Here is a 26,447-nt window from a genome sequence, read left to right as displayed (position 1 = left end):
TATATTTTCAACATAATCACCAGCTAGTTTAAGCTGAAGGTCAACAAAGTGCTCAACGCATTTACATTATGCTTATGCCGTTCTTCTTTAGTCCATTGCTCGATATTCTCTAGGCGCTCTCCTGGTTATTTCCTTGAAGTTACGATGAAAGGTTCTTAAATTGTTATAACCACACTTGATTGCAACTTCACCAATCGCCTGCTGGGAATTTTTCAGCAAATAGCATGCCTGTGAAATCCGAAAATGATTTAAGTAGTCTGTGAAGGTGATGTTCATTTGTTGGACAAACAACTTTGATAGATAAGGATAGTCATACTGCAGATATTTTGCAATGTCTTTTAATGTGCAATCAGTAGAATAATTTTCCTCTACATAAAGCAGCATCTTATAGAGCACCTTTGTCTGAGGTGATTGCTTAACTAGGGTAAACGATTTCTGATTTATCAGATCAGCACAAACAGCATATAAAAAACTTTTCTGGCTATAGATTGAATTCAGCTTACTAAAATCAATAGCTCTCTCCAAATGCAGTGCACTGTCATTTGGAATTAAGCCTTTTAAATTCATAAAAAAGTCGCCGATCAATTCTGGCGAAAAAAGGATGATTGTAATATCAGAGTAATCGATGGTCTTAAATTCATGCATTTGATTTGTAAAGATAAAGACCAGATCATTTTCCTTCAAAAGATACTCTTTTTGATCAATGGATACATATAGCTGTCCATCATTAACATAGATCATTTCATATGCGCGGTGAAAATGAAGGGGAAAGCTATAATTCTTCAATGGAAAAAAATGAAAGAATTCTTCCCCCTCCATTCCATGTTTTTCAAATAAGACCATACAACTCTCCTTTGCCAGAACACTAATATTGTCTTAAAGTGTACTATATTTTGGATAGAATTAACAAATATCATTTCCTATAATAAAATAAATTGAATTTAAAGGAGGATATAAGACTATGGAGTATCACGTAGCAAAAACTGGTTCAGATCACGGCCAGGGGAGTCAAGAAGATCCATTTCTGACAATCAATAAAGCAGCTTCTGCTGCTGTGGCAGGAGACACGGTTATTGTCCATGGAGGGGTATATCGTGAATGGGTAAAACCAAAATTTAAAGGATTAAGCACCAAGAGAAGAATTACTTATCAAGCTGCAAAAGGTGAAAAAGTAATCATTAAAGGCTCTGAGCATATTCAAAGTTGGCAGCATGCAGAAGGGAATGTTTGGAAGGTTGTATTGCCGAATGAGTTTTTTGGTAACTATAACCCATATGCTCTTAAAGTGTCCGGAGATTGGCTCGTAACAATTGAGGAAACCAAGCATTTAGGAGACGTTTATTTAAACGGTATGTCTTTTTATGAAGTTAGCCGCTTTGAACAACTGATCGATCCGAAGGTTACAACAGAAGTATTGGACCACTGGACAAGAAAAATGGTTCCTGTTCATAATCAGGAACAGACAAAATATGTCTGGTTTGCAGAAGTGAATGCTGATAATACAACCATATATGCGAATTTCCAAGGCGCTGATCCGAACAAAGAATTTGTTGAGGTTAACGTTCGCAGATCTTGTTTCTATCCCCAAGATACAGGGATTGATTATATTACAGTAAGAGGCTTTGAAATGGCGCAGGCCGCAACACCATGGGCACCTCCGACAGCGGATCAGCCTGGACTGCTTGGTGCCAATTGGAGCAAGGGTTGGATTATTGAAAACAATATCCTTCACGATGCAAAATGCAGCGCCATCAGTATTGGTAAAGAAGCCTCCACCGGGCATAATTATCGCTCCGTCCGGAAAGACAAACCCGGATACCAGTACCAGCTTGAATCTGTCTTTTCTGCTGAACGTAATGGCTGGTGCAAGGAAAAAATCGGCTCCCATATTATCCGTAATAATACGATTTATGATTGCGGTCAAAATGGAATTGTGGGTCACTTAGGCGGTGTATTTAGTGAAATTCATCACAACCATATATATAATATTGCTCTGAAACGTGAATTCTACGGTCACGAAATTGCAGGAATCAAGCTCCATGCAGCCATAGATGTCCAGATTTATCATAACCGTATCCATGACTGCTCTTTAGGATTATGGTCAGATTGGCAGACACAGGGAACAAGGATTAGTAAGAATTTATTTTATAGCAATAATCGCGATTTGTTTGTTGAAGTAAGCCATGGGCCATATATCGTTGATCACAATATAATGGCTTCTGAATATTCTCTGGACAATGTGTCACAGGGTGGAGCTTACATAAACAACCTAATCTGCGGTAAGATGAATCATTGGAAAGAAATGACACGTTCTACACAGTATCACCTCCCCCACAGCACCAAAATCGCAGGTTTTTCTTTTATTTACGGCGGTGATGACCGTTTTTATAATAATATTTTCATTGGAGCTGATGGATTAGAAGGTGTCGGAACGTCCCATTATAAAAACCACACGGCTTCTTTAGAAGAGTATATTGAAAACGTGCACAAAAATCCCGGAGACGCTGAAATATTTAACTTGGTGGAACAACCTGTTTATATTAATAACAATGCGTATTTGGCCGGAGCAGAACCGTTTGAAAGAGAAAAAGATAAGATAGTTGACAAAAGCTTTCATCCAAACTTCAGAATAGTTGATAAGGGAGAAGAAGTTTATCTTTCCTGTGAATTACCGGAAAATTTCGATGTTTTTCTAGGTGAAGTACATTCAACAGCAACATTAGCACGGGTACGTATCGTTGACGCTGAATTTGAGCGCCCCGATGGTAGTGAAGTGATCCTGAATACTGATTTGTTGGATATGCAGAGAGTAGAAAAGTCTCCAATAGGGCCGATTACACTTTTGAAAAAAGGTAAAAATTATATTAAAGTTTGGTAATCCCTTATAGAAAAAGCCTTACACCTCTATAAATTATGGTGTAAGGCCTCTTTCACTGATATCGCTTGAATATTTTTTCAAATATAAGATTTTTGAATTTAATTTTATTAATGATCTGGCACATTTAGGCTTGCATCACGTTCTAGAGAACATCAACAACGATGTGTCCTACCCTTGAAATCTTAATCTTCTGAACTAATCGTTCAAAATTACGATCTTACCATTCGCATCATTACTCTCCATTAAAAGATGAGCTTCTCGGATTTCTTCTAGCTTGAAAACTTTAGCAATCGGCGGAACAATTCCATGTTCTTTAATATGATTGAACAGGTCGATTAGTACGTTTTCTTTGATAACTTCACTTGTAAATGCCGTAAAATAAACACCTGTCGGTATATCAATTAACGGTTCAAAGGAATCAAGTGTCCATTCATTTCCCAGTATCCCTGACATGCATAAGGTCCCTTGCTCTGAAACCAGTTGCAATGATTCCTTTATTGTGACGGTGCCGACCAACTCCAGGACCTTGTCTACGCCATTTGGAGCGATTTTATAAACTTCTTTTGTAAAATACTCATCATCGAGTAAAGCAAAGTCTGCTCCAGCCTGCTGAAGATATGCTAGCTTTCCGTTGTTCCGAGTGGTTGATATGACTGTGGCGCCTGTACTTTTTGCTAGCTGAAGGGCAGCCAGACCAACAGAACTCGTCCCACCGCGAATGAGAAGCACTTCGTCAGCAGTTAATTGGAGACATTCGAATAAGGACGCATACGCCGTATAATACATTTCTGGAATTGCAGCGAGCTCAGTCCATTTCATTTCAATTGGAATGGAATAAACCTGTTTTGAAGGAATCAAAACATATTCAGCATAACTTCCATCAAATTCTCGGCCTAATCCCCCCATTAATGAAGCAACACGCTCCCCTTTTTGAAATGTGCTGTCAGATGGATCTTCGATCTGCCCTATGCATTCAATACCAATAATCCGTGGGAATTTGACGGATAGGGAATGTCCCTGTCTTGTAAACATTTCAGAGCGGTTTATTCCAAAAGCTTTGATCTTAACAAGTACCCAACCTGGTTTAACTTTGGGGATTGGAACTTCTTTTATCTTTAGTTCTTCAGGTTTACAGGCCCTTTCCAGTACAACAGCCTTCATAAAAGTGATCTCCCCGATCCAATGTAGATTCGTTTTTCAAACTGAATGAATACTGCATTCGTTCCAATAGCGAGACACGCTGACAATACACTTCCCCACAGAATCTTATCTATATTCATGGTTCGTAAGCCATCATTTAATATCGAGCCTAATCCGCCTGCATTTATAAATGCTGCTATAGTCGCCATTCCAACCGTAGATACGGATGCTAGCCTTAATCCTGTAAAAAGAGCTTTGATGGCCAAAGGCACACGAACATGAAGCAATACCTGAATACGGCTCATACCAAGCCCAGTGGCTGCCTCAATAATAGACTGTTCAACATGATTCAAACCTGCAATAAACTGACGTAGTAGGATATATTGGTTATATGCTATGAGCACGGTAATCGCTGTCGTTTTACCCAAACCTGTCACGGGGATCATGATTGCGAACAGGGCCAAGCTGGGAATTGAATAAAGAATCGAAAAGATATAAATGAGTAACCTGGATATCGTTTCTGAAGTCAGGGCTAAAATTGTTAAGAGTACTGTGACGACAATGGAGATCAGCATGATCACAATTAGCATCTCCACATGCTCCAGTAATGCAATTCCTAACTTATCCGGATGCTTAATGGCATATTCGATCACTTTAACCCCTCCCAGAAACGTTCTTGCTCTCTTGAAGATTGAATAAGCGATGCGACAAATTCATCTGCGGGATGAGCAACAATTTCTCTTGGCGTATCAAACTGACAGGCTTTACCTTGATTCATGATTATTACCCTGGTTCCCAGCTTAAATGCTTCATTGATATCATGCGTTACGAATAGGAAGGTTTTCTTAACTCCCCCATGAATCCGCAGAAGTTCATCCTGCAAATTTAGACGAGTCATGGCGTCTATGGCTCCAAAAGGTTCATCCAATAACATTGTATTAGGATTTGTTGCTAAGGCCCTAGCTAGTCCAATTCTCTGTTGCTGACCTCCCGATAGTTGAGAAGGGTAACGATTTAGGTAGTTTACTGGATCTAACCCAACCAAAAGTAACAATTTGTGCACCATTTCATCCACCTTCGTTTTTTCCCATTTCAAAAGCCGGGGCACAGTAGCAATATTTTGTCCAATGGTCATATGAGGAAACAAACCCACTTGCTGAATAACATAGCCAATCCTTCTCCGTAGCGCTACAGGATCAATTTCAGCAATGTCATCACCAAATAGTTTTATCTTCCCTTGGGTAGGTTCAATTAAACGATTTACCATTTTCAATAGTGTGGTTTTTCCTGATCCGGACGAACCCAGTATGGTTATAAATTCGCCTTCCCTAATAGACAGATTGACATGATCAACAGCTAAGTCATTGGAGTTTGCGTATGTTTTGCACACATTTTGGAATTCAATTGCTATAAGACTCATGTTATCCCCCACACTCATTTAATTGAGTCATAAAATTCTTTTGCCACATCTTCATATTCTTTTTTATCCACGTCCACTTTTGCATTCAAGGCGGTTACCGTTTCCGTATCCAGCGCCGCACTCACCTTATTAATAACCTCAGCTATCTCTGGATTTGTATCCAGCACATTATCACGAACAACAGGAGCCAAGTTATACGGAGGCCATACTTGTTTGTCATCTTTCAACAGTGTGAACTGATCTTTATTAACTAGTTGCCCTTCTGTTGTGTAAGCTGGGGCAACATCCGCTTCATTGTTTTTAAGCACTTCATATTTCAAGCTGTTATCATATACTTTAGATGACTTCCAATTGAACTTACCATACACTTTCTCTAGGGCTGGAATTCCGTCTGCACGTTGGTCAACTTCTCCTTGTGAGGCGAATCGAAGCTTACTTACATGTTTTTGTAGATCAGTAATTGTAGTAATTCCTAGATTTTTAGAAACTTCCGAACGAATAACAAGTCCTGCTCCATCATTTGCTTTAGAGTAATCTAGCCAAGTAATTTTAAATTGCTTTTTATATTCTTCCTTAACTTTCTTATAAACCGCGTCAGGATCAGTGAGCATATCTACTTTCAATATGGATAATAAACCGGTACCTGTATATTCTGGATACATATCGATATCGTTGTTAACAATAGATGAATGGATAACGGAGCCCGCAATATTGGGTACTCGCTCTACCTTATATCCCGCACCCTCTAAAGCCAAAGCGTAAAGTTCACCCACAATCAAATTCTCAGTAAAATCTTTCGTACCGATCCGTATCGTTGCTGCTTTATCTTCAGCATTTTCTGTTTTATCACCACATGCACTTAAAATGAGCGACAATACAAGAAAAATTGAAATTGAAAAATACAGTTTTCTCTTGTTTCTAGACATATCTTTTACCTACCTTTTCAAAAATCTATATTTAAACAAAATACGCTCGGACATATCAAGCATTACCCCGACTGTAATTGCTAAAATTCCCACCGAAAACCCACCAATCAAAAGTAAATCCACTCGATTAAGTCCTAAACCAGTAAAGATGATTTCCCCTAATCCACCCGCTCCTATTTTGGCAGCCAGGGTAGCACTCGCAATGACCTCAATGGTAGCTATTTTAATCCCTGTCAGAATCATTGGCGCAGCTAATGGGAATTTGACTCGCCACATTACCTGTTGTTCTGACATACCCACTCCATGAGCAGCTTCAAGTAAAAAAGAGGGAACAGACTCTAAACCGGCTATCATATTCATTAATATAGGAGGAATTCCCAACAGTACCAGGGCAATTAAAGCTGGTTTTGTTCCCGTCCCCATAATAGGGATTAAAAGGAGTAGAACAGCTAAACTAGGCATAATTCTTAGAACTTGGAACAAGGATACGATCCATTTCTCTGTTCGTTTGTACTTACAGGTTACGTAACCCAACACAATTCCAATGGAGGCAGAGCAGAGTAAAGCTAGTAAACTTATTATTATATGCTCTTTCCCAGTAGCTAAAAAAACATGCATGTTATTTGAAAAGTAGGCTGTTAATTGCATCCATAAGCTGTCATTCAAGGTTTCTCCACCTTTCGTTTAATTTGCTTTTTCCTCGACCGCTTTATAATATAAGCAATATAATCGTTTTGAAAGTAGGCACCTTTTTATTAGATAGGAACCAAAAAGTAACTATTGGAGGATTAGACCGAATGATTACAAAAAAAGAATTGCCTCTTTGTCCGGTGGCGACAACGGTTGGACTTATAGGAAACAAATGGAAGTTGCTAATAATGAGAGACCTTTTGAAAGGAACCAAACGTTTTGGTGAACTTCGTAAAAGTATTCCAGAAATCAGTCAAAAAGTTCTAACAGAAAATTTGCGGTCTATGGAAGAGGATGGTATCGTCATTCGAACCGTGTATGCCGAAGTACCACCTAGAGTCGAATACAGCTTGAGTGATTTAGGGAATACTTTAAGACCCATCATTAATGTTATGGAAACGTGGGGTTTGGAATATCATAAGCTCAATGAGGAAATTCCTCGTAACATGAAGGATTCTTAAAAAACTGAGCCCGATTAAGTGTTTTGAGGACGAGAATGACAAGCCTTTGAATATTTTAAAAACAACGGAGGACTAAGGTTAACATTAGTCCTCTTGGGTATTGTTCGTGCAACTGATAGTCACTCCAACTATTTTGTGTAAAGTTTCAATAGCTAACCTGCAACAACGGAGATGATCAACTTTTAGAATATAAATTGGACCAGGAGCATATAGAGCAGTGTACCGCCAGCGATGGATATCAGCATGTTTCTTCTCCAGAGATGCAGCATAATAATGAAGACAATGGAAATCAATTCGGCCACACCATGAGACCCAGAGAAAAAAGTGACATCCTTAACACTGTAAATGACCAGCAGTCCTAAAGCTGCCGAGGGAAGTACTTTGCCGAGATACTGTACATATTTAGGTGTGGGACGTCCCGAAGGGAACAAAATAAATGGAATAAATCGGGTCATTATCGTTCCCAAGACGACCATTCCTATCGTTGTGATGTTTTCAAACAAAGTCATGGACATCGTGTCTCTCACCTGTCATTCTATCTAGTGATTTTCTCATGAAGGAGAGCACGATAAGAAGACCTATCATAGATGGAACGATGAAATTTTCGCTATTAAAAATAAGCAGACAAAGGATCGAAATTCCCAAACCCAACACTGCACTATGATGTGTGCTCTCTTTCATCCATTGTTCAACAAAGATCACAACAAAGAGCGCTGTCATCACAAACTCAAGCCCCTCCATATTAATGCGCACCAGAGATCCGAAAAATCCACCAATGGCAGCGCCAAATACCCAGTAGCTATGATTAAGCAGAGTTACGAAAAACATATACCATCCCTTGTCCACTTCTTTGGGAATGTTTGCAGTGTAATTAATTGAAAACGATTCATCACATAGTCCAAAAATTAGATAGAACTTTTTGAATCCGGTGCCTCTGTATTTTTCAAGCATGGATATGCCATAAAATAAATGCCGGGCGTTCACCATTAAGGCCATTAGCAAGGCACCTAGTGGATTGAACGGACCGAGCAGTAAATGCACTGCAACAAATTCCATGGATCCGGCAAAAATAAATAGGGCCATAAGGATCGCATACCCCGCACCAAAGCCAGATATATTCATAAGAATGCCGTAGGCAATCCCTAGAAACAAGAATCCAGCCAGTATGGGAAGTGTGGAAGGGAAAGCTGATTTAAAGGCCAATTGAAGCTTACTTCTGTGTATCATCGTTGCTACATCTCCTTGACAAGATTACATTTCTTCGTTAGTTTAGCAATGTAAATCCATACAATCAATGATACAATTGTATGCATTACAATATTGTGAGGTGTGCTATGCCATTTAATTCGTTTGAACATTATCCGATGTCGTGGAAACCTGACAGGGATAGATTGCAACGACCGCTTTATCGCTCTCTCGCCCTATTGCTGGAACATGACATCAGACATGGCTTTTTGGCTCCGGGTACAAAACTTCCCCCTCAGCGAGAGCTGGCCGATTTTTTGGATGTGAACTTCACAACGATTACACGCGCATACAAGCTTTGCGAGCTTAAAGGATTAATTCATGGTGTGACCGGAAACGGCACCTTTGTTTCAGCCAACGCGGCTCGGTCGGTCACCATTTCAAAAGATCCATCCTCAAACGTACATATTGACCTTGGTTTTGTTGCCTCATTTGAGCAAACCAATGATCTGGTTACTGAGGCCTTAAAGCACGTGGTAGAGAAAAGTTATCTGGAACAGCTATTGAATTACAATGATCCTGCAGGTGTCCCGCATCATAAACTGGCTGCTCTCAATTGGATGAAGGCTTTTGGCATCCAGGCCGATACTGAACATATGGCGATCGTTTCAGGAGCCCAAAATGCATTAGCTATTACACTCTTAGCACTGTTTGAACCCGGGGACCGAATTGCGGTTGACCAGTATACGTATGCCAATTTTATTGAAGTCTCCAAAATGTTTCGTATCAAACTAGTTCCCATTTCAGGGGATGAGTATGGTATGTTACCTGAAGCTCTGGAAGACCAATGTTCTCAATCGAATTTACATGGTGTGTTTTTAATGCCTTCCTGCGCTAATCCCACGACCATTGTAATTCCGGAAAAGCGAAAAAAAGAATTAGCTCAGATCATTCAAAAACATCATTTGATCCTGATTGAGGACGACATTCATGCCTTTTTGTCAGCGGACATTATAGATCATTATGGTCAGCCGATGTATCAGCTGCTCCCTGAACAAACGGTTTATATTTGTAGCACCGCCAAATCCATCTGCTCAGGTCTTCGAGTGGCCTATATCGTGTTTAACGAAGCATTCAAAGACACAATGATGAAGGCCATATACAACGTCAACGTCAAAACATCCTCTTTGGACGCAGAGATCGTAACTGAGCTGATTCTGTCAGGAAAAGCAAATATGATTGTTACGAAGAAAAAACAATTGGCCGAGACAGCCAACCAGTTATTTGCTGAATTCTTCCCAAATACTCTCCACGGGGGACATCCACTGAGTTTTTATCGATGGCTACGTTTACCAAAAGTTATGCACGAAGCTTATTCTGAAGGTTTTTTTCTGGAAAAAGGGGTTCGTGTATTTCATTCCAATCGATTTCTGAGCGGTGGGAATGCAGAAGAAAATTATCTAAGAGTAGCGCTTTCATCCACTAGTTCTTTAGAGGAATTAAGAAGAGGATTAGAGATTTTAAGAGAGAGCCTCGAATGAATTGATGTCTTGATGCGTATAGCTACATTCAAAGGCTCAGGCATTATTTTATTTATATTTCATAACAAAGTACGAATGTTCACAGCACAAACAGTGTATGTCTTTTATTCGTCTAAAATGGAAAGCTTCCCTATGTAGCTTCCATTTTAGACGAACATTTGTCCTACTTAGCTACATATCCATCGAACAAAGAACACCATCAGATGTCGTATTGAAATGAACCTCTACGAACTTGGAACAGCGCCAATTTGTTGAAGTAATCCAAGCATATCGGGTTGACCATATTCTTCTACAATTTGCCCATCAGAGAATCGATAAAAATTCATCGCTTGAACCTCGATGGTTTTCCCTGTTGGAGGAAAACCGAAGAAACTGCCTTGGTGCGTACCTCGCATAATGAATCGCGCAGCCACCTTATCGCCTTCAGCAACCATCTCCTTCAGTGTCCATTGGATATCAGGGAAGCCAGTTCGCATCATTTGGATAATTGCAAGATATCCATCCGGTCCCTTCATCGCATCTTCCCGTGCTGGGACATAGAAAATCGCATCTGGGGCAATAAGTTCTTCTGCTAGCTTTACGCTAGCCGTATTTATGAACTCTGTAAACCGGTGCATCTGTTGTTTATTCGCTTCAATTGTCATTCTCAAATTCCTTTCAAAATTTTTTATCCTTTTCGTTTCGTGCCCATCACCATTGAAGTAAAAGGTTCCTGCTTGATCAGTAAATCTCCCTCACACATCAATATCATAATTGATAACTAAAGACTTCAAAGTTACAATATTAATTTAACCTAGGTTTTCAAATTCATAATAAGTTCGCTCGTGTTTTTTGTGAAGTAGGCACCTTAATGTTCTATAGTAACCATTTGGTAACTAATAATACTTATTTATTCATTCATTTCATCAACATTATATTCGAAAAAATCAAAATCAGCATATTGTTGATGTTTAACACGATCGGCACAGGTCAAGCCAACAAAACTACCTGTAAACTCACCATACTTGCTATATTCATCAGAGAATATCGTGGTATCTAAGCCAATTCCAATAGCTTCATATTCTTTACCGTCATAACTCCTGAGCGACTGAAAATGTGTTCCTGCATAAAAGCGAAGCGTATACGCAATATTGCTGTAGGACGTAATCGGATTGTTCGCTGCCTGGTCCACATCCTGGGAGTTTACCGTCAACGGTTGTTCGCTAATTTTCCAGCTTGAACTGCCTCCCGTAATGAGAAACAACGAAATATCTCTAACATAGCATACGTCCCCCCTTTCGTTGATCCAGCTGTTAAGTCTCTTAGCATCCAGCCAATGAATATGTATTTTGTGGTTATGGATTGTTCTTACCAGTATATTGACATATCAGGTCTTCCGTCTTCTTCACATCTGCCAATAAGAGGCGATCAGCGGATGAAGTCTACCATTTTGTAGCTTTACTATGTCCACTGCAGTTACGTGGTTAACAAAAATGCTGACATCTATGTAACTCGATGTCAGCAGTCAGAAATCAGCACTGTCCATTGCTGTAAAGATACACTACGAAGTCAATAACCTTCAGCAGAATAAAAATAGTGAATAGTTCTTCACCCATCCACCACATCTGCTTGCAAATCTGTTGCAATTTCAATCATCTTAGGCACGACAGCCTCATCGGAAATAGCCACATACACATCCCCCATGTAATGGCGAAAAGGTATTTCTACGTCAGCATACTTCCACATGAAAAAATCTCCCTCGATCGACATGGTGCTCTCAGCACCTTGTATGATTAGCATTCGTGAATACGAAAAGTCTGGCTGGGATGCAAAGTAATCTTTGCATTCCTCCAGGGAAATGGATTGCTCCACCGGACTTTCCTGCATGGAACGGGTGATTCGAAAACGCTGGTTCATTGATCTGCCTCCACATTATGATTAAGAAATTCTGGCTTTCATACCTTATAATGTCCACATGCTGATGTCAATGCTGATGGAACTATATGGATATTTATTATGCTTTCAAGCAGTTACTTTTAGGATGCATGTTCAAACTGACTGTTGTATAGATCAGCATAGAAGCCGCCTTTAGCCAGCAATTCCTCATGGTTACCCATTTCGATAATGTCACCATCCTTCATGACCAGAATCAGATCCGCATTCTTGATCGTCGAAAGTCGGTGAGCAATCACAAAGGAGGTTTTCCCCACAGTCAGCTGGTCCATCGCTTGTTGAATCAGCAATTCCGTACGCGTATCAACCGAGCTTGTGGCCTCATCCAGAATGAGCATGGGTGAATCTTCAATCATCGCTCTTGCAATGGTAATCAATTGCTTTTGACCGGCGGAGAGATTGGCTTTGTCGTCCAGCACTGTATCATAGCCCTGCGGCAGTGTTTTAATGAAGCTGTGCAGCCCCACCGCTCTACTAGCAGCTTCCACCTGCTCATCGGTAACATGATCTTTGGAAAAGACGATATTTTCACGAATCGTTCCTTCGAACAGCCAGGTATCCTGAAGCACCATACAGAATAATTCATGAATATTCTCACGCGTTAATTGGCTAATCGGGGTTCCGTCAATGTAGATTTCTCCATCGTTCAGCTCATAAAACCGCATGAGCAAATTCACGAGCGTGGTCTTACCGGCGCCTGTCGGACCGACAATGGCAATTTTCTGACCAGCTTCAGCTTTCATGGAGAAGTCCTTGATAATCATACGATCTGTATTATAGCCGAAACGGACATGTTTGAATTCGACATCCCCTTTGGCGGTGTCCATCTTTATGGTCTTGTGACGCTCATCTGCCAATTCTTCTTCACCCAGAAATTCGAATACACGTTCACTGGCGGCAGCCGCCGACTGCAGATTGGTTGCGGCCTGTGCCAGCTGCGACAAGGGCTGTGTAAACAGACGAATATACACCATGAAGGCGACAATAGTTCCGATAGTTATAGTCTGTTGGTTGACCAGCAAAGCTCCCACGACACAAACCGCGACATAACCAAAATTTCCAATGAACATCATGACTGGCATCATCAGACCAGACATGAACTGGGACTTCCATGCATTTGTATATAGGCGGCTGTTAATGCCATGAAACACTTCCTTGGCTGCTTGTTCCCCGTTATATACCTTGACTACGTTATGACCAGCATAGGTTTCTTCGATATGACCGTTGATCTGGCCAAGCTCCGCTTGCTGTGCTACAAAGTATTTCTGTGAATGCTTCATAATCACGCTCATCAGGCAAAAGCCGATCAGCGTAGCTACAATTCCGGTAATGGTCATGATCCAGTTTGTATAAAGCATCATAATCAAGGCGCCCACGAAGGTAGCCAGTGCACTGACAAGCGTGCCGAGACTGTTGTTTAACGTTTGTCCGATGGTATCGACATCGTTGGTTACGCGGCTAAGCACATTACCGTAACTCGTAGAGTCAAAATACTTCAAAGGCATATGATCGATTTTTTGAGACAGCTCTGTCCGCATCTTCTTTGTAAGACGCTGTGAGACGGTTGCCGTAATGAAGCCCTGGAAATAGTTAAAGATAAGACCAAATCCATATAAAAGCGCCAATACAAGAACAATCTTCTGAACAGCACTTACATCAATCCCGGTAACGATTCCTTCCTGAATCAGGTTGGCAATATCACTGAGCTTATCCGGCCCAATCACGTTGAGGGTGGAGCCGACCAGGGCCAGTACCATAGCTAGTATAATCATAGGCACATAGGCTTTGCTGTAGGATATAAGCTGTCTGATGGTCTTTTTAAAATTATTCGCTTTTTCACCAGTACCCTTGCCTCCCGCAGGGCCTTTACCCATGGGACCTCCCTGATTCATTTTCATTTGCTGGCTGTCGACGGTGTGTTCATTCTTATCCATGTATGAGTTCCTCCTTCGAAAGCTGCGAATATGCGATCTCCTGATAGGTGCTGCAGTTCGTCATCAGCTCTTCATGCGTGCCGCTCCCTACAATCTCTCCCTGGTCCAGCACGATAATCCGATCAGCGTCTTTGATCGTACCTATGCGCTGACCAACGATAAGTGTCGTAGCGTGGCCGGTTTCTTTTTTGAGAGCGGAGCGCAGAATCCGGTCTGTTCTGTAGTCTAGTGCCGAGAAGGAATCATCGAAAATATAAATTTCCGGCTGACGGTAGATGGCACGCGCAATGGACAGCCGCTGCTTTTGACCACCGGACACATTCGCTCCACCTTGCGAAATTCTACCCTGATATTGACCATCCATTTTTTCGACAAACTCCGTTCCTTGAGCAATACCAACGGCTTCTTTGACAAGTATCTCCGAAGCTCCTGCTCTTCCGTTATCACCGTACGAAACGTTGGATACGACCGTACCGTTGAACAGTACAGCTCTCTGAGGAACATACCCGATTTTGTTATGGAGTGCCTGCTGATTATAGTTCCTGACATTCACACCGTCCACGAGTACCTCTCCCTCGGTCACATCATAGAAACGGGGAATCAGATTGATCACGCTGGTTTTGCCGCTGCCTGTAGCACCAATAAAGGCAACCGTCTCGCCTCGTTTCGCCGTGAAGCTGATGTTGCGAAGCACGGCCTCCTCCGCGTCCGGATATTTGAAGCTGACATTACGGAATTCCACTTGCCCCATAACGCTCTCTTCTCCAGTCGTCTCATGCCCATTAACGATGCTGGATTCGGTATTCAAAACCTCCATGATCCGTTTGGCAGAGATTGAGGCGCGAGGCATCAGGATGAATATCATACTTACCATCATAAAGGCCATAACCACCTGCATTGCATAAGAGGAGAATACGACCATATTGGAGAACAACGTGATGCGGTCTGGTACGGCCGCCCCGTTAATCAGGTAAGCGCCGATCCAATAGATAGAGACACTCAGACCTGACATAATAAAGGTCATACCTGGGCCAATCATCGTCATTAAACGGTTCGCAAACAGGTTTGTATTCGTCAACTCGACGTTAGCCTGCTCGAACTTCTCCTGCTGATACTGATCTGCATTATAAGCGCGTACTACCCGAAGTCCGATCAGATGCTCACGTGTTACCCTGTTCAGATTATCGGTGAGACGCTGGATTCTCTGGAAACTTGGAAGAGCGAAAACAACAATGACACTTAGCATCAGGATCAGAGCAGCCACGGCCGCTCCTGTGGAGGCGGTCCACTGCCAGTTTTTATCCGCAATCTTCACAATGGCCCACACGGCCAGAATCGGTGCCTTGATGATCACCTGCAGCCCCAGCGCAACCACCGTTTGAATCTGCGTAACATCGTTCGTGGAGCGGGTAATGAGGCTTGCCGTCGAAAAGTTATTCATCTCTTCCATTGAAAAGGATAAGGTCTTGTCAAAGACCATCGCACGCAGACGCATAGCCAGCCCTGCAGCCACCTTTGCCGCGAAATATCCCACAATAATAGATGCAATCATACTGCCGACGGCACAAAACAACATGTAACTGCCGGGAATCAGCAGTTCTGACACAGGCGTTCCTTCCGTTTGCAGCTTGGTCGTGATTTCCGCCATATAATCAGGTAGCTTCAGATCAAGCCACACCTGCACAACGATGAAGGCTAGGCTGCAAACCACAAGCATCCATTCATTTTTCTTGAGATATTTGAATATCTTTAGCATTCTGTTGCTCTCCTTTTATCTGATAGTCTTTGATGTTTGGTGAAGTATAGTGCATCCTGCTCTGCATAGAAATTCAGCTTCTAGAGACAATAAGCTTAATGAGTCGGATCAGTTCTTTGGCATCTTCTTCGTCTAACTTTCGAAGAACATTCTCGGTCCATGCGATTCCTTCATTATACCTATCAATCATAAATTGCTTACCTGAATCCGTAATGAATACAATCACTTTACGTTTGTCGTTGACATCAGTACGCCGTACAACTAGTCCTTTCTTCTCCAGGCTCTTCAGTGCCGTTGCCACCCGTCCCGTACTAACGGACAAGTATTCGCTCAAGTGGCCAGAGGTAACCCCGTCCTTATTGAAATTCAGACAAATGAGAATCCCCATTTCGCCACGTGAAAAGTGCCCTCGTTCCTCTAATGCTGGTTTCCGCGATTTGACGATATACTCGAATAGTTCTTTCGCTAATGCTTTATAATCCAATGGTCACAACACCTTCTCCCTAATACCTTATAGTATGAGATAATTAATCTTATAGTATAAGATAATAATAATGTCGGGTTACAAAGTCAATTAGAGAAAATATGGAATACAAAAAAACCTTCGTAACCAGCTTGCATTTTTACCAATTTTTCTACACAAAAGTCCAATGGAAATGACAAAAGAAAACTTGAGGAGCAGTTTGCAACAGATATGGAGAAATCTCATGAATCTTGAAAAGGACCGGATCAGTACGGCTCAAATAATATTACTTGGGCTTTTCTCACTTATCGGGGATATGTAAGAGACTGCTTCTAAAAGTAAAGCAGCAGCTCACTAGGACTTGAAAAATAAAGTCTTAGACTGCTGCTGCTTTTACCAACATTCACTTCTACCATTAAAATCAAAGATACTACTACTATTTTTAAAAGCATTTCTGATAGCAGCATTTCGCTGTTCAAGCAACCATCTCCCGCCACTCAACTGTGACCCATGATATCAACAAGATCAAACTATTAGGAACGGAGCGCTTTCCGAGCTACAAAAGGTGAATTTCCTTACAACCTAATAAAACCAGGATGTAAACAGATTGTTAACCGGTTTATAGATCATCATGACCAGAAGCAATGGGCTCGGCACATTGATTTTGTACAAGGAGCAGACCACTACACCAATGCCCGTGATCCAAAACAAGCCCCAGACCAGAAGGTCACGGCGCCTGCTTCCTCGTGTCAGCAAAGGCACATCGATGACCGCACAAACCGCTGCTGTTGCCAGAAAAAGCAGTAACACCATTGCGCTCACTCCTTGATATCTTCAATAAAAGATTTGTCTGTAATACCAATTCGGTTAATCGACACGCTGGCTTTGTAATGGATAGGTAGCGATTTTAGGTAATTGTCCCCTTTTTTCTGTTGTAGCCTAGCCCAAGCTTGGGGGTTGGCACGGTAGATCAACTGTCCAAAGCCCATAATATCCACATTATAGCGCTCATTAATTTGCTTAACTGCAGTTTTCATCCGCAAGATAATTCGTTCTTCCGATTTCCTTTCCAGCCCTGTAATAACGCGCTCTGCTTCCAGATTATCTTTGCTCATTACCTCTTCAACATTACACAAGGCCTTTACATGAATGTAAATATGTGGTTCACCGTCAATAATCTTGACTTTACGTTTGGTGTCTGTATGAAGTGCTTCAATGACGATGGGCCGTCCGTCGTCTCCTATTACAGAACCTGAGCTTTTGACAACGTTATTGGTGATATAATTGTAGCCAATCGTCTCGTTATCGCTTAACCACCCGATCATCTTATCCTTCCGAAATACAGCTATATTACTGTACTGTAATTTGGCTGTGGGCGAGCTATCTTCCACATTGCTCTTCTTTTCGCCCTCACTAACACTGCCTGACATCTTCACTCCAGTTAGCACCGGATTCTTCCCCTCGCACAACAAATCTTCAATAAATTGGTTCAAAGAAACAGCGACTGTTTTGCCCGATGTCTTATAAGATTTGTCCAGGGAATTATATAATTTACTTGCCGGTAATCTCTCTAGCGGGGTAAGGACCTTCAGAACATCTTCGGCAGTGGTGTCTTTGGCGACCATGGCATAGAAATCATTACGCGGCTCTCGGCTCCGCTTCAGCATATCAAGTGCCTCGCTAATTCCGGCCCGGGCAAGCTCCTCTCCGATCACCAGTATACGGATATGCCCATAGTAGCCAGCTCTCGCACTTTCCAGACTGTACTTGCGCTGGGCTTCATAAATCGTGGGGACCGTAAAGGTAGATACAATCACTGGCACCCCGGCACCTCCCGTCCCTCCCGCCGCCTGCGAGGCAATTGCTGAAGGAATAACCACCTGCAGTGTAACCTTATAGCCAGATTCAGCCTTATCTAGCCCCATTCCCAGCACAAAGGCCATTTCATTTAACTCCTGTCTTTCCCAGCAACCGCTGAGCAGCATAGGGACCAAAAGGGTAAGCAGCAGTCGCGAAACAGTTTTACGGTTTTTTGGGCTCATCTGCCGACTCCTTTTGCTTGGTTGTGCTTTGACGGTCAAGATTTTGAATCATACTTTCTGCCGGCCTTGTCTTTAAACGCGGCCAGGTAAAGCGGAAGATGGAATCCTTCAGATCATTTGAACGGTATGGACCGATCGGACTCATATAGGGCATGCCAAAAGAACGCAGACTCGCCAAATGCAGCACGATTAAAAAGATACCGAATAGTATTCCGTATAGTCCAATAAAGCCAGCTAGTCCGATAAGAACAAAGCGAATGATTCTTGCAGCGATCGACATGCCCGTCTCTGGTATCACAAAACTGGATATGGCCGTAATGGATACAATGATAACCATTGCTGATGAGATAAAGCCCGCGGCAACCGCCGCCTGTCCTATGACAAGTGTTCCAACAATGGATATCGCCTGCCCTATATTTTTTGGAATCCTCACTCCCGCCTCCCGCAAAATCTCATACGTTAATTCCATGAGTACTGCCTCCACAAATGCAGGAAAAGGAACGCTTTCTCTCTGTGCGGCAAGGCTGATAACCAGATTGGTAGGGATCATCTCCTGATGATAGGTCGTAACCGCCACATAAAATGAAGGCGCAAGCAACGTAATGAAAAAGGAAAGAAAACGGATGAACCGTAGCAAGGTGGCAATATCGGCCCGCTGATAATAATCTTCGGCAGATTGAAAAAAAGCGACAAAAAAGGTAGGCACCAACAGGACAAAGGGGGTTCCATCCACAAGAATCGCCACTTTGCCTTCCAGGATTCCCGCTGCGATAGTATCCGGCCGGTCGCTGTTATAGATCGTGGGGAACGGCGTAGCAGCCGTATCTTGAATAAACTCCTCAATATATCCGCTCTCCAGAATACTGTCCGTATCTATTTTGGCCAATCTGCGCTTCACCTCCTGCACCAGGTCAGGATTAGCGATGTTGGCGAGATACATAATGGATACACTGGTTTGAGTCACCTTACCAATTTGGAAGGTTTCTAGCCATAGCTGGCTATCTTTAATTTTCCTTCGAATCAGCGCCGTGTTTGTCCGCATATTTTCCGTGAACCCTTCCATCGGCCCACGTACAACTGATTGTGAGCTTGGTTCGCCTACATTGCGGTCCTCCCATCCAGGCAGTCCGATCCGTAGGGCGCTGGATGTTCCGTCAACCAGCACCATGATATTACCGGATAACAGCTCATGAACAAATTGCCCAAGGTCATGCGTGACGGATAGATCCCCCGCAATCAGCATACGTTTTCGCAAAAGCTCAATCTTCTGATTAGCATCAAGATCTCTCATTTGGTCAGGGGTACAACGTTCCTGAAGCGAAAATAATATGGAATTATGCAGAACCTGTGTATCCACAAGACCATCAATATAAAGCAAAGCGATATGCGTAGACTCATCCAATTCCAGCTTTTTAGTGATCAAATCGGTGCTTGTCCCGAGCAGTTGAACCAACTGCACCAAATTGTCCTCCAAGCGGTGTGATAATGTGCCAGTAATTGTATCCTTCATCTCACAACCTCCGCATTCCGTGAGCAAACTACAAATAGTATGACAGAAGAACTTGATAATTATCCCCTTAACATTCCTTTTCGACTATCAATTAATAATTATGTTATAAAATCACATACTAAAGGAAATGACAAAAGAAAACTTGAGGGGCAGTTTGCAGCAGATTTGGAGGAATCTCATGAATCTTGAAAAAGACCGGATCAGTACGGCTCAAATGATGTTACTTGGACTTTTCTCGCTAATCGGGGAAATGGCACTTGTGTATCCTGCAGCAATGGCAACCGGAGCCCACGAGGATGCGTGGATTGCCGCCTTGATTAGTATTCCGCTAGGACTTGCATGCGTAAAGCTGATGATATCTACATCAAATATTGATCCAACTAAAACGATTATTGAGCTTTCATTACAAGTATTAGGAAAATGGGTGGGTGGAGCTGTAGCGTTGAGTTATTTATTCTTTTTCCTGATTGCAGCCTCCACCTATATCAGAGAAATCGAAGATTTCATGTGCACACAGATTTACGAAGGGACACCCGGCGGGGTCATTCGCTTCATGGCGATTTTTCTGTTGGTGTATGGCTTGCGGCTGGGTCTTGAAACGCTGGGCAGAGCAGCCCAGATTTTTTTTCCTTTCTTTGCGTTTTTTCTGATTTGCCTAATCGTTCTCCTGTTCCCCGATGTCAAGATGGAGCGTATCCATCCTATTTTGAATACATCGTTTCCTGACATGCTGCACACCATTATGTTCGGTGTATTTTATCCCTTTGGAGAAATGTGCGTGTTCTTCATGGTGTATCCCTATGTCCAAAAACAAAGCAATACGAGCCGCAATATATTCATTTCTTTGTTGATCGGAGCTGTTGGACTCAACCTCATTTTGTTTCTCTCCCTAACAGTACTCGGGGCATATTTCTCAGAACACGAATTTTACGCTGCCTATATTCTTGCCCAGAGAATCAACATTGCTAATTTTTTGCAGCGGATTGAGGCTTTAATGGCCACCACGTGGATCATTAGCACCTATTTCAAAACAGCGCTTTTCTTTTACGCATTTGTTTTGGGGACAGCTCAGCTACTAAAGCTAAAATCCTATCGGCCATTGATCTTTCCAGTGGCATTTCTGATTTACGGACTGTCGCATCTGATTGCAAAAAATATTATTTTCTACGTCAAGGAGATCCCCGCCTACTGGGTAGATTGGGATTTCACCCATGCCATCGCTTTCCCGTTAATCCTGCTCGTTGTTTATCATATCAGGAAACGTATCAGTCACAACAACCAGCTAACGTAACTTTCGGGGCATATTCGGCAATCTTACGCACTTCTCCCTCCACAATTGCAAACCTTCTTCCATCTTCCATGCTCTCCGTGATCGCAGAGTTCATTCAATTAGACCTTTTGTAGAGTACCTTGATAGAGTACTTTACAGAAGGTCTAAAGGACGTACTTTTTTCTTAATCGACCAATTCAAAGTCCTTTATCGTTGCATTCGGTCTTAAAATCTTTTCCTGGTCAAATATAGCTAGCAGTTCATCATTTTTAACTTTGACAGGCCAATTATGATTAGCAAGAGCTCCTTTGCCCAAAGTAATAATATCGGCTGTACAATGTTCGACCATCTGACTTGCTTTAGATGGGTCTTCCAGGTGTCCATTAGCCATCACTGTAATGTTTCCATACTTCTTGGCAAGTTCAGTAAGAGATTGTCTACTACTGTCTGGAAAGGCTGGTTGCCAAGCCTCATATTCCGTGACATGGATATAATCAAGCCTCGACTGTCCTAACTGTTGGAAAATCACTTTTGCCTCTTCTTCTTTACCAGCCCACTTATACTCATAATCATTTACTTTCCCTTGGGAGATTCGAATCCCAACTATAAAGTTTTCTCCTACGGCTTGCCGAACTGCACTCGATACCTCAACCAATAAACGAACACGATTGCTGAGGGAACCTCCGTATTCATCCGTTCGCTGGTTTGTATAGTCCGTAAGAAACTCATCCAGTAAATAACCATTTGCACCGTGAATTTCTACGCCGTCAAATCCAGCTGATTTGGCACGATCAGCAGCATTCACAAATCCCTGAATTACGTTTTCAATATCTTTCTTCGTTGCTTCCACAGGCATCGGAAAAGCTCCTTCACCGCCATAAAACGCAAGTTGCTCTCCTTGTGGTTGCACTGCTGATGGAGCCAATTTATTTGATTCGAATCGGTTACCTTGAGATAAAGCACCCGCGTGTTCTAACTGAACAATAATTGCTCCGCCAGCCTTATGAACAGCTTCCACCACCTTTTCCCACGATTTAGCCTGTTCGTCAGTGGCCATCCCGGGCTGGTTGAAATAACACTGACTAAACAGCTCATCTGTATAGGTTCCGTTGCAAAGCCTTCTGGAGAAGCACTCGTGCGTGTCATAGGTGCAACACCTAATCGATTTTTCAGCACTATTTTTTAGTTCTACAAAATTAAATCGTCCAATCTTCCGTCCCGAATTTTGCTGACCCAAGCAGGATCAACCAATAATGCATACAGTCGGTCTTAGAACCCTGTAGTATACTGTGTAGGGATTGCAGTTTCTTTTTTCAATTTTGAAGCGGCTTCCAGTGACCAATAAGGATTTCTCAACATCCCTCTACCCACAGCAACCAGATCGGCCTCTTCATTTCCGATAACTGCATTCGCCAAAATTGGATCTTCTAGTCTTCCAACGGCCATCACCGGAATATCCAGAGCTTCTTTGATTTCTTTTGCCAAGGGGACTTGATATGCTGCGTGAGTTCCTGGTCTGCCCCATGCAGCTATAGGTCCCTCACCGCCAGATGAAATATCAAACATATCTACTCCTGCCTTTTGATATTCCTTGGCAAAAGCAATGCTTTCCTTAATACCATATCCACCTTCTACGTATTCTTTGGCAGAAATACGCATCAAGAGCGGCATATCTTCCGGCATCTCGCCCTTCGCTGCCTGAATGATCTCCCGACCAAAAAGGGTAAGGTCTTTACCGTATCTATCTTCCCGTTTGTTCGTAAGCGGCGAATGAAATTGATGAATCAAATAGCCATGTGCACCATGAATTTCAATGGTGTCGAATCCAGCCTTGACAGCGCGAGCTACAGCAGCACGAAATTTCTCAACTAGTCCTTTAACCTCTTCTGTTGTAAGCGCGCGAGGTTGTTTTGAATTTTCATCAAATGCAATGGCAGATGGCGCTACAGGAACTTCAGCATCTTCCGCCTTGCGTCCGGCATGCGCGATCTGGATTCCCACTTTGGCACCGTAGCTGTGACAAGCATCTACAATCCGTTTGAGAGCAGGAATCTGCTCATCTGACCATAAACCAAGATCAAAATCGGAGATACGACCATCCGGCTCTACATCTGTCATTTCAATCATGATAAAACCAGCTCCGCCTACCGCTCGGCTAACGTAGTGTATATAATGCCAATCTGTGGCGATCCCATCCTTTTTGTCAACCGAATATTGGCACATTGGAGGCATAACTACGCGATTTTTCAATTCCAAACCTTTAATTGTATAGGGACTAAATAAATCTTTCATGTGAGAAAGACTCCTCTCTGAGTTATATTATGAATACATCAATCAAATGCATGCACAAGCATATATATTAACATGTTTGTTTCATTTGTCAACTTTAGGTATGATTTCAAAACTTCAAAGTAAAATACGCCATTTACTCGTTGGTCCTCATCTTCAGATTTTTTGCAATGCATCAACAACTGAATCGTCACCAGTAATCAGATCAAAAGCTCGCTTGTATGTGTTCTTCTCATCTAAAGCTGCCACAATGGCACGGGCTACATCCTCACGAGGGATACTGCCATAGGTGATATTCTCCGCAGCAGCCTGCGCAATTAATTAATGTATCTGCACGGCCCAAATGGTCTATGGTGAAATTCACCAATGACTGAACTTCTGCATTGACATCTTGTTCTAATTAAATATTAAGTAACCGAATGGTTTAGCACATTACCAAATTAAAAAAACATGCGCATGCATTTAATTTAGTGAAAAAATTACTTGCTGTCAAGTTTTGAATGCAAATATGGATTGCTTATTTTTCAAAAAAATACGTGGATGATTTGAATAAACTTTGCTTTCTCTTTTCATTCTAAGTTCTCATCCTTTTCGGCACGTTAAACTGTGAGCGCTTCTGGTATCCACTAGGAAGCGCTCGTACTGTATATTAATTTGGATGTGGAGGTAAATCTACATTCTCATGCTCTTCATAAAAAAGCTCAATGCATTGGACACCCACTTCTTGGGATGAAGAACAAGCTGAATTTCCAGCTTGAGCTCGGCATGCTCAAAGGGTAACACCTTTAGCTCTTCCCGTTCAATCTCCTCCAGCGCAGCCATTAGAGGTAGAATGGATATACCCTCTCCAGTTTTGATGCTCCGTTTGATCGCTTCGGGATTACCCAGCTCCAGGCTCACGCGATAGGTGATTCCATTTGCTCGAAGCACTCTCTCCAACAGTTGTCTGTAGTTGCACGTATGCTCGGGCATAATCCACTCCGCATCTACCAGATCATCCAGGCCGATTCTCTCTTTAGCGATAAGCGGATGGTTCGGATGGACAATCAGTACAAGCGGTTCTTCTCGAATCGTAATCCACTGCAAGGCCGAATTGCTTGAATCGTCCGCGAGGATCAGCCCGACATCGGCCTCCCCTTCCCTGACCTGGTGCAAAATCATCTCTTCGCGATCCGTATGCAATCGTATGTTCAGATCAGGGTATTCTTTGCGAGTCGCCTGCATATACGGCGGCAGAAAATACGAAGCGATGGAATCCATAGTACCGATCGTCATGGAGCCCCCGCCCTGCTTAGCCAATTTTTCTTTCGATTGCTCAAAAAGCTCCAGCATTTGTCCGGCAAGCTTGAATAGCTCTTCCCCGGCGGAGGTAAGACGAATCTTGTTGTTGCTGTAGCGCTCGAACAATTTGACTTGATACGTTTTCTCCAGCTTTTGAATCTGGGTCGTGACGCTGGATTGTGCGTAACCGAGCACTTCTGCTGCTCTTGTAAAGCTTTCACGAATGGCAACTTCCCGAAATGTTTGAAGATAAATGAAATCCAATCTGGCCACCCCATCGGAAATTTTGATTAGAATCATCGTTTATTATAGATAACTCTGATGCTGTCTCCTATGTTACATTAGATTTAATTCAACGGGAAGGGATAACTGATGATGATGAACGAACAACATATTCATGGGATTTTCATACCGCTGATTACACCTTTTACACGTGACTATAAGTTGGACATCGATTCGTACCGGAAGTATGTTACCTATCTTGCAGGCCATGACATCCAGGGTCTGGTCGTTAACGGTACGACAGGAGAGTCGCCAACCGTATCCTGGGATGAAGTGAAGCAAATGGTACAGGTGACGCAGGATGTTCTGAAGAGCATGAACAAAACCATTCCGATCGTCATTGGCACGGGAACGAACGATACTTATTCAACGGTGCATCGGACGGAAATGGCGGCTGAATTAGGAGCGGATGCAGCCATGGTGGTCACTCCGTATTACAACCGGCCGACGCAGGAAGGAATCTTGGAGCATTTCCGTGTCGTATCTCGTGTAGGCCTGCCTGTGCTTGTATATGAAATTCCTGTTCGCACGGGCAGTCGCATGACAATAGATACAATACGCAAAGTGCTGGACCTGGATGGCGTAATTGGGCTCAAGGACAGCACGGGCGGTCTTGATCTGCTTTTAAAATTGACCCAGTACGAGACCAAGCCTGTCCTCTGCGGAGAGGATGCCTATTTCCATGCCATGCTATGCCAGGGAGCTGCCGGTGGTATGCTTGCATCCGCTCATCTCAATATCCAGGAGTATGTGGATATATACCAACGTTTTGTGGCTGGCGACATGAACGGGTCGCGAGACAGTTTCATGCTACTGGAACCGGTGATCCAGCATGTATTTGCAGAGCCAGCCCCGGCCGCGATCAAGTGGTGGCTTACCCAGAAAGAGATTATTGCCGCCGAGCAATTGCGTCTGCCACTTATGCCACTGTCGGATCAGGTGAAGCAGGGTCTCCTGAATTCAATCGTATCCTGATAAATCAGCTTATCTCAGACTACCCAATCATAACGTAGAAGAAGCATCTCCTGGACAGGAGATGCTTCAATTTTTAGCCGGAACTGACAACCTTCAGAAAAACGAATTTAAGAAGATACTCTCTATGGTAGAACGCTGTATCGGTGTTTTCATCCTAATGAGGTCCGCAATCTGAAAAGCTTACAAGCAATAGCTAGATGGTTGTTAGTAAATCCAGTTGCAGCATTAAGGGAATTCTTTATGTAAGCGAAATTATTGCAAAAAGAAGGCTGCCGGTGAATTTCACCGACAGTCCTTCTCTTCCAAGCAGTATACTCCTCACTCCTATTCGCTGGACAGCTCCTTGAGCGATTTGACTTTACCATGGGGATGCTGTTCTTGCTTTCGTGACTTCCAGGCTGCTTCTTTCCTTTTCTTCTGGTGAGCCATAACAGATATCCTCCTTTGGAAATTGTGATGTATACTACTTTCT

27 protein-coding genes are annotated in these 26,447 nt (G+C 42.7%); 5 read left to right on the top strand and 22 right to left on the bottom strand.

Going from position 1 to position 26,447, the window contains the following annotated elements:
• Window positions 1-87: 87 nt before the first annotated feature.
• Entirely contained in the window at window positions 88-843 is a 756-nt protein-coding gene (locus MKX30_RS00405; protein WP_264453767.1) for a helix-turn-helix transcriptional regulator, read from the bottom strand.
• 118 nt (window positions 844-961) lie between these two features.
• Between MKX30_RS00405 and MKX30_RS00400 the strand changes: the two genes are divergently transcribed.
• A complete protein-coding gene (locus MKX30_RS00400) occupies window positions 962-2,878 on the top strand; it encodes a right-handed parallel beta-helix repeat-containing protein (RefSeq protein ID WP_341062278.1) in 1,917 nt (638 codons plus the stop codon).
• A gap of 195 nt (window positions 2,879-3,073) precedes the next feature.
• Here MKX30_RS00400 and MKX30_RS00395 read toward each other — a convergent pair whose 3' ends face one another.
• From MKX30_RS00395 to MKX30_RS00375, 5 genes are read right to left on the bottom strand one after another with little or no spacing between them, the layout of a single operon-like run.
• Window positions 3,074-4,039, bottom strand: coding sequence for a zinc-binding alcohol dehydrogenase family protein (locus MKX30_RS00395; RefSeq protein ID WP_023988628.1), 966 nt, complete (start codon window positions 4,037-4,039; stop codon window positions 3,074-3,076).
• Window positions 4,036-4,671 carry an ABC transporter permease gene (locus MKX30_RS00390; protein ID WP_023988627.1) on the bottom strand — a complete coding sequence of 212 codons (636 nt, stop codon included), beginning with the start codon at window positions 4,669-4,671 and terminating at the stop codon, window positions 4,036-4,038. Before MKX30_RS00390 ends, MKX30_RS00395 begins: the two co-directional genes overlap by 4 nt.
• Entirely contained in the window at window positions 4,668-5,438 is a 771-nt protein-coding gene (locus MKX30_RS00385; RefSeq protein ID WP_025723011.1) for an ABC transporter ATP-binding protein, read from the bottom strand. The genes MKX30_RS00390 and MKX30_RS00385 overlap by 4 nt, the downstream gene beginning before the upstream one ends.
• A gap of 14 nt (window positions 5,439-5,452) precedes the next feature.
• Window positions 5,453-6,364, bottom strand: coding sequence for a glycine betaine ABC transporter substrate-binding protein (locus MKX30_RS00380; protein ID WP_028541278.1), 912 nt, complete (start codon window positions 6,362-6,364; stop codon window positions 5,453-5,455).
• A 9-nt stretch (window positions 6,365-6,373) separates the two neighbouring features.
• Window positions 6,374-7,030 carry an ABC transporter permease gene (locus MKX30_RS00375; RefSeq protein WP_279833684.1) on the bottom strand — a complete coding sequence of 219 codons (657 nt, stop codon included), beginning with the start codon at window positions 7,028-7,030 and terminating at the stop codon, window positions 6,374-6,376.
• 131 nt (window positions 7,031-7,161) lie between these two features.
• Between MKX30_RS00375 and MKX30_RS00370 the strand changes: the two genes are divergently transcribed.
• Window positions 7,162-7,515, top strand: a complete 354-nt coding sequence (locus MKX30_RS00370; protein WP_023988623.1) for a winged helix-turn-helix transcriptional regulator — start codon at window positions 7,162-7,164, stop codon at window positions 7,513-7,515.
• A gap of 182 nt (window positions 7,516-7,697) precedes the next feature.
• Here the strand turns inward: MKX30_RS00370 and MKX30_RS00365 are convergent, their stop codons facing one another.
• Entirely contained in the window at window positions 7,698-8,030 is a 333-nt protein-coding gene (locus MKX30_RS00365) for a branched-chain amino acid transporter permease (protein ID WP_071558736.1), read from the bottom strand.
• Window positions 8,011-8,742 (bottom strand): azaleucine resistance protein AzlC, encoded by a 732-nt coding sequence (azlC, locus tag MKX30_RS00360; RefSeq protein WP_341062275.1) that lies wholly within the window; start codon window positions 8,740-8,742, stop codon window positions 8,011-8,013. Before azlC ends, MKX30_RS00365 begins: the two co-directional genes overlap by 20 nt.
• A 107-nt stretch (window positions 8,743-8,849) precedes the next feature.
• Here azlC and MKX30_RS00355 point away from each other — a divergent pair, with 107 nt between their 5' ends.
• On the top strand, window positions 8,850-10,241 hold the full coding sequence (locus tag MKX30_RS00355) for an aminotransferase-like domain-containing protein (RefSeq protein WP_071558738.1): 1,392 nt from the start codon (window positions 8,850-8,852) through the stop codon (window positions 10,239-10,241).
• Window positions 10,242-10,465: 224 nt separating this feature from the next.
• Here the strand turns inward: MKX30_RS00355 and MKX30_RS00350 are convergent, their stop codons facing one another.
• The 10 genes from MKX30_RS00350 to MKX30_RS00305 all read right to left on the bottom strand — a co-directional run bounded on the left by MKX30_RS00350 (window position 10,466) and on the right by MKX30_RS00305 (window position 19,878).
• On the bottom strand, window positions 10,466-10,885 hold the full coding sequence (locus tag MKX30_RS00350; RefSeq protein ID WP_028541280.1) for an ester cyclase: 420 nt from the start codon (window positions 10,883-10,885) through the stop codon (window positions 10,466-10,468).
• 245 nt (window positions 10,886-11,130) lie between these two features.
• Window positions 11,131-11,484, bottom strand: a complete 354-nt coding sequence (locus MKX30_RS00345; protein ID WP_053325447.1) for a beta-xylosidase family glycoside hydrolase — start codon at window positions 11,482-11,484, stop codon at window positions 11,131-11,133.
• A 344-nt stretch (window positions 11,485-11,828) separates the two neighbouring features.
• Window positions 11,829-12,137: a hypothetical protein gene (locus MKX30_RS00340; protein WP_023988616.1), complete on the bottom strand. Its 309-nt coding sequence runs from the start codon at window positions 12,135-12,137 to the stop codon at window positions 11,829-11,831.
• Window positions 12,138-12,256: 119 nt separating this feature from the next.
• Complete coding sequence (locus MKX30_RS00335; RefSeq protein WP_341062273.1) at window positions 12,257-14,107, bottom strand: ABC transporter ATP-binding protein; 1,851 nt, start codon at window positions 14,105-14,107, stop codon at window positions 12,257-12,259.
• Complete coding sequence (locus MKX30_RS00330; RefSeq protein ID WP_340959660.1) at window positions 14,100-15,863, bottom strand: ABC transporter ATP-binding protein; 1,764 nt, start codon at window positions 15,861-15,863, stop codon at window positions 14,100-14,102. The genes MKX30_RS00335 and MKX30_RS00330 overlap by 8 nt, the downstream gene beginning before the upstream one ends.
• 73 nt (window positions 15,864-15,936) lie before the next feature.
• Complete coding sequence (locus tag MKX30_RS00325) at window positions 15,937-16,347, bottom strand: MarR family winged helix-turn-helix transcriptional regulator (RefSeq protein WP_160790024.1); 411 nt, start codon at window positions 16,345-16,347, stop codon at window positions 15,937-15,939.
• 311 nt (window positions 16,348-16,658) lie between these two features.
• The gene (locus MKX30_RS00320) at window positions 16,659-16,805 is read right to left on the bottom strand and encodes a hypothetical protein (RefSeq protein WP_258296893.1); all 147 of its coding nucleotides are present in this window, start codon (window positions 16,803-16,805) and stop codon (window positions 16,659-16,661) included.
• A 103-nt stretch (window positions 16,806-16,908) separates the two neighbouring features.
• Window positions 16,909-17,139: a hypothetical protein gene (locus tag MKX30_RS00315; RefSeq protein WP_023988612.1), complete on the bottom strand. Its 231-nt coding sequence runs from the start codon at window positions 17,137-17,139 to the stop codon at window positions 16,909-16,911.
• Window positions 17,140-17,144: 5 nt separating this feature from the next.
• Window positions 17,145-18,368, bottom strand: coding sequence for a Ger(x)C family spore germination protein (locus MKX30_RS00310; protein WP_341062272.1), 1,224 nt, complete (start codon window positions 18,366-18,368; stop codon window positions 17,145-17,147).
• Window positions 18,349-19,878: a spore germination protein gene (locus tag MKX30_RS00305; protein ID WP_028541285.1), complete on the bottom strand. Its 1,530-nt coding sequence runs from the start codon at window positions 19,876-19,878 to the stop codon at window positions 18,349-18,351. The genes MKX30_RS00310 and MKX30_RS00305 overlap by 20 nt, the downstream gene beginning before the upstream one ends.
• Window positions 19,879-20,056: 178 nt before the next feature.
• Here MKX30_RS00305 and MKX30_RS00300 point away from each other — a divergent pair, with 178 nt between their 5' ends.
• Window positions 20,057-21,169, top strand: coding sequence for a GerAB/ArcD/ProY family transporter (locus MKX30_RS00300; protein WP_023988609.1), 1,113 nt, complete (start codon window positions 20,057-20,059; stop codon window positions 21,167-21,169).
• Window positions 21,170-21,332: 163 nt separating this feature from the next.
• Here the strand turns inward: MKX30_RS00300 and MKX30_RS00295 are convergent, their stop codons facing one another.
• The 3 genes from MKX30_RS00295 to MKX30_RS00285 form a co-directional block, all read right to left on the bottom strand.
• A complete protein-coding gene (locus MKX30_RS00295; RefSeq protein WP_341062271.1) occupies window positions 21,333-22,385 on the bottom strand; it encodes an NADH:flavin oxidoreductase in 1,053 nt (350 codons plus the stop codon).
• Window positions 22,386-22,417: 32 nt separating this feature from the next.
• Complete coding sequence (locus MKX30_RS00290; RefSeq protein WP_053325445.1) at window positions 22,418-23,440, bottom strand: NADH:flavin oxidoreductase/NADH oxidase; 1,023 nt, start codon at window positions 23,438-23,440, stop codon at window positions 22,418-22,420.
• 669 nt (window positions 23,441-24,109) lie between these two features.
• Window positions 24,110-24,991, bottom strand: coding sequence for a LysR family transcriptional regulator (locus MKX30_RS00285; RefSeq protein ID WP_445671558.1), 882 nt, complete (start codon window positions 24,989-24,991; stop codon window positions 24,110-24,112).
• A 102-nt stretch (window positions 24,992-25,093) separates the two neighbouring features.
• Between MKX30_RS00285 and dapA the strand changes: the two genes are divergently transcribed.
• Complete coding sequence (gene dapA / locus MKX30_RS00280; RefSeq protein WP_071559634.1) at window positions 25,094-25,975, top strand: 4-hydroxy-tetrahydrodipicolinate synthase; 882 nt, start codon at window positions 25,094-25,096, stop codon at window positions 25,973-25,975.
• A gap of 324 nt (window positions 25,976-26,299) precedes the next feature.
• Here dapA and MKX30_RS00275 read toward each other — a convergent pair whose 3' ends face one another.
• Window positions 26,300-26,404 carry a DUF6254 family protein gene (locus MKX30_RS00275; RefSeq protein WP_023988604.1) on the bottom strand — a complete coding sequence of 35 codons (105 nt, stop codon included), beginning with the start codon at window positions 26,402-26,404 and terminating at the stop codon, window positions 26,300-26,302.
• Window positions 26,405-26,447: the final 43 nt, after the last annotated feature.

The sequence above is a fragment of the Paenibacillus sp. FSL P2-0173 genome, assembly GCF_038008045.1.
GTDB lineage: Bacteria > Bacillota > Bacilli > Paenibacillales > Paenibacillaceae > Paenibacillus > Paenibacillus polymyxa_B.
This window is presented reverse-complemented; position numbering and strand designations above follow the sequence as displayed.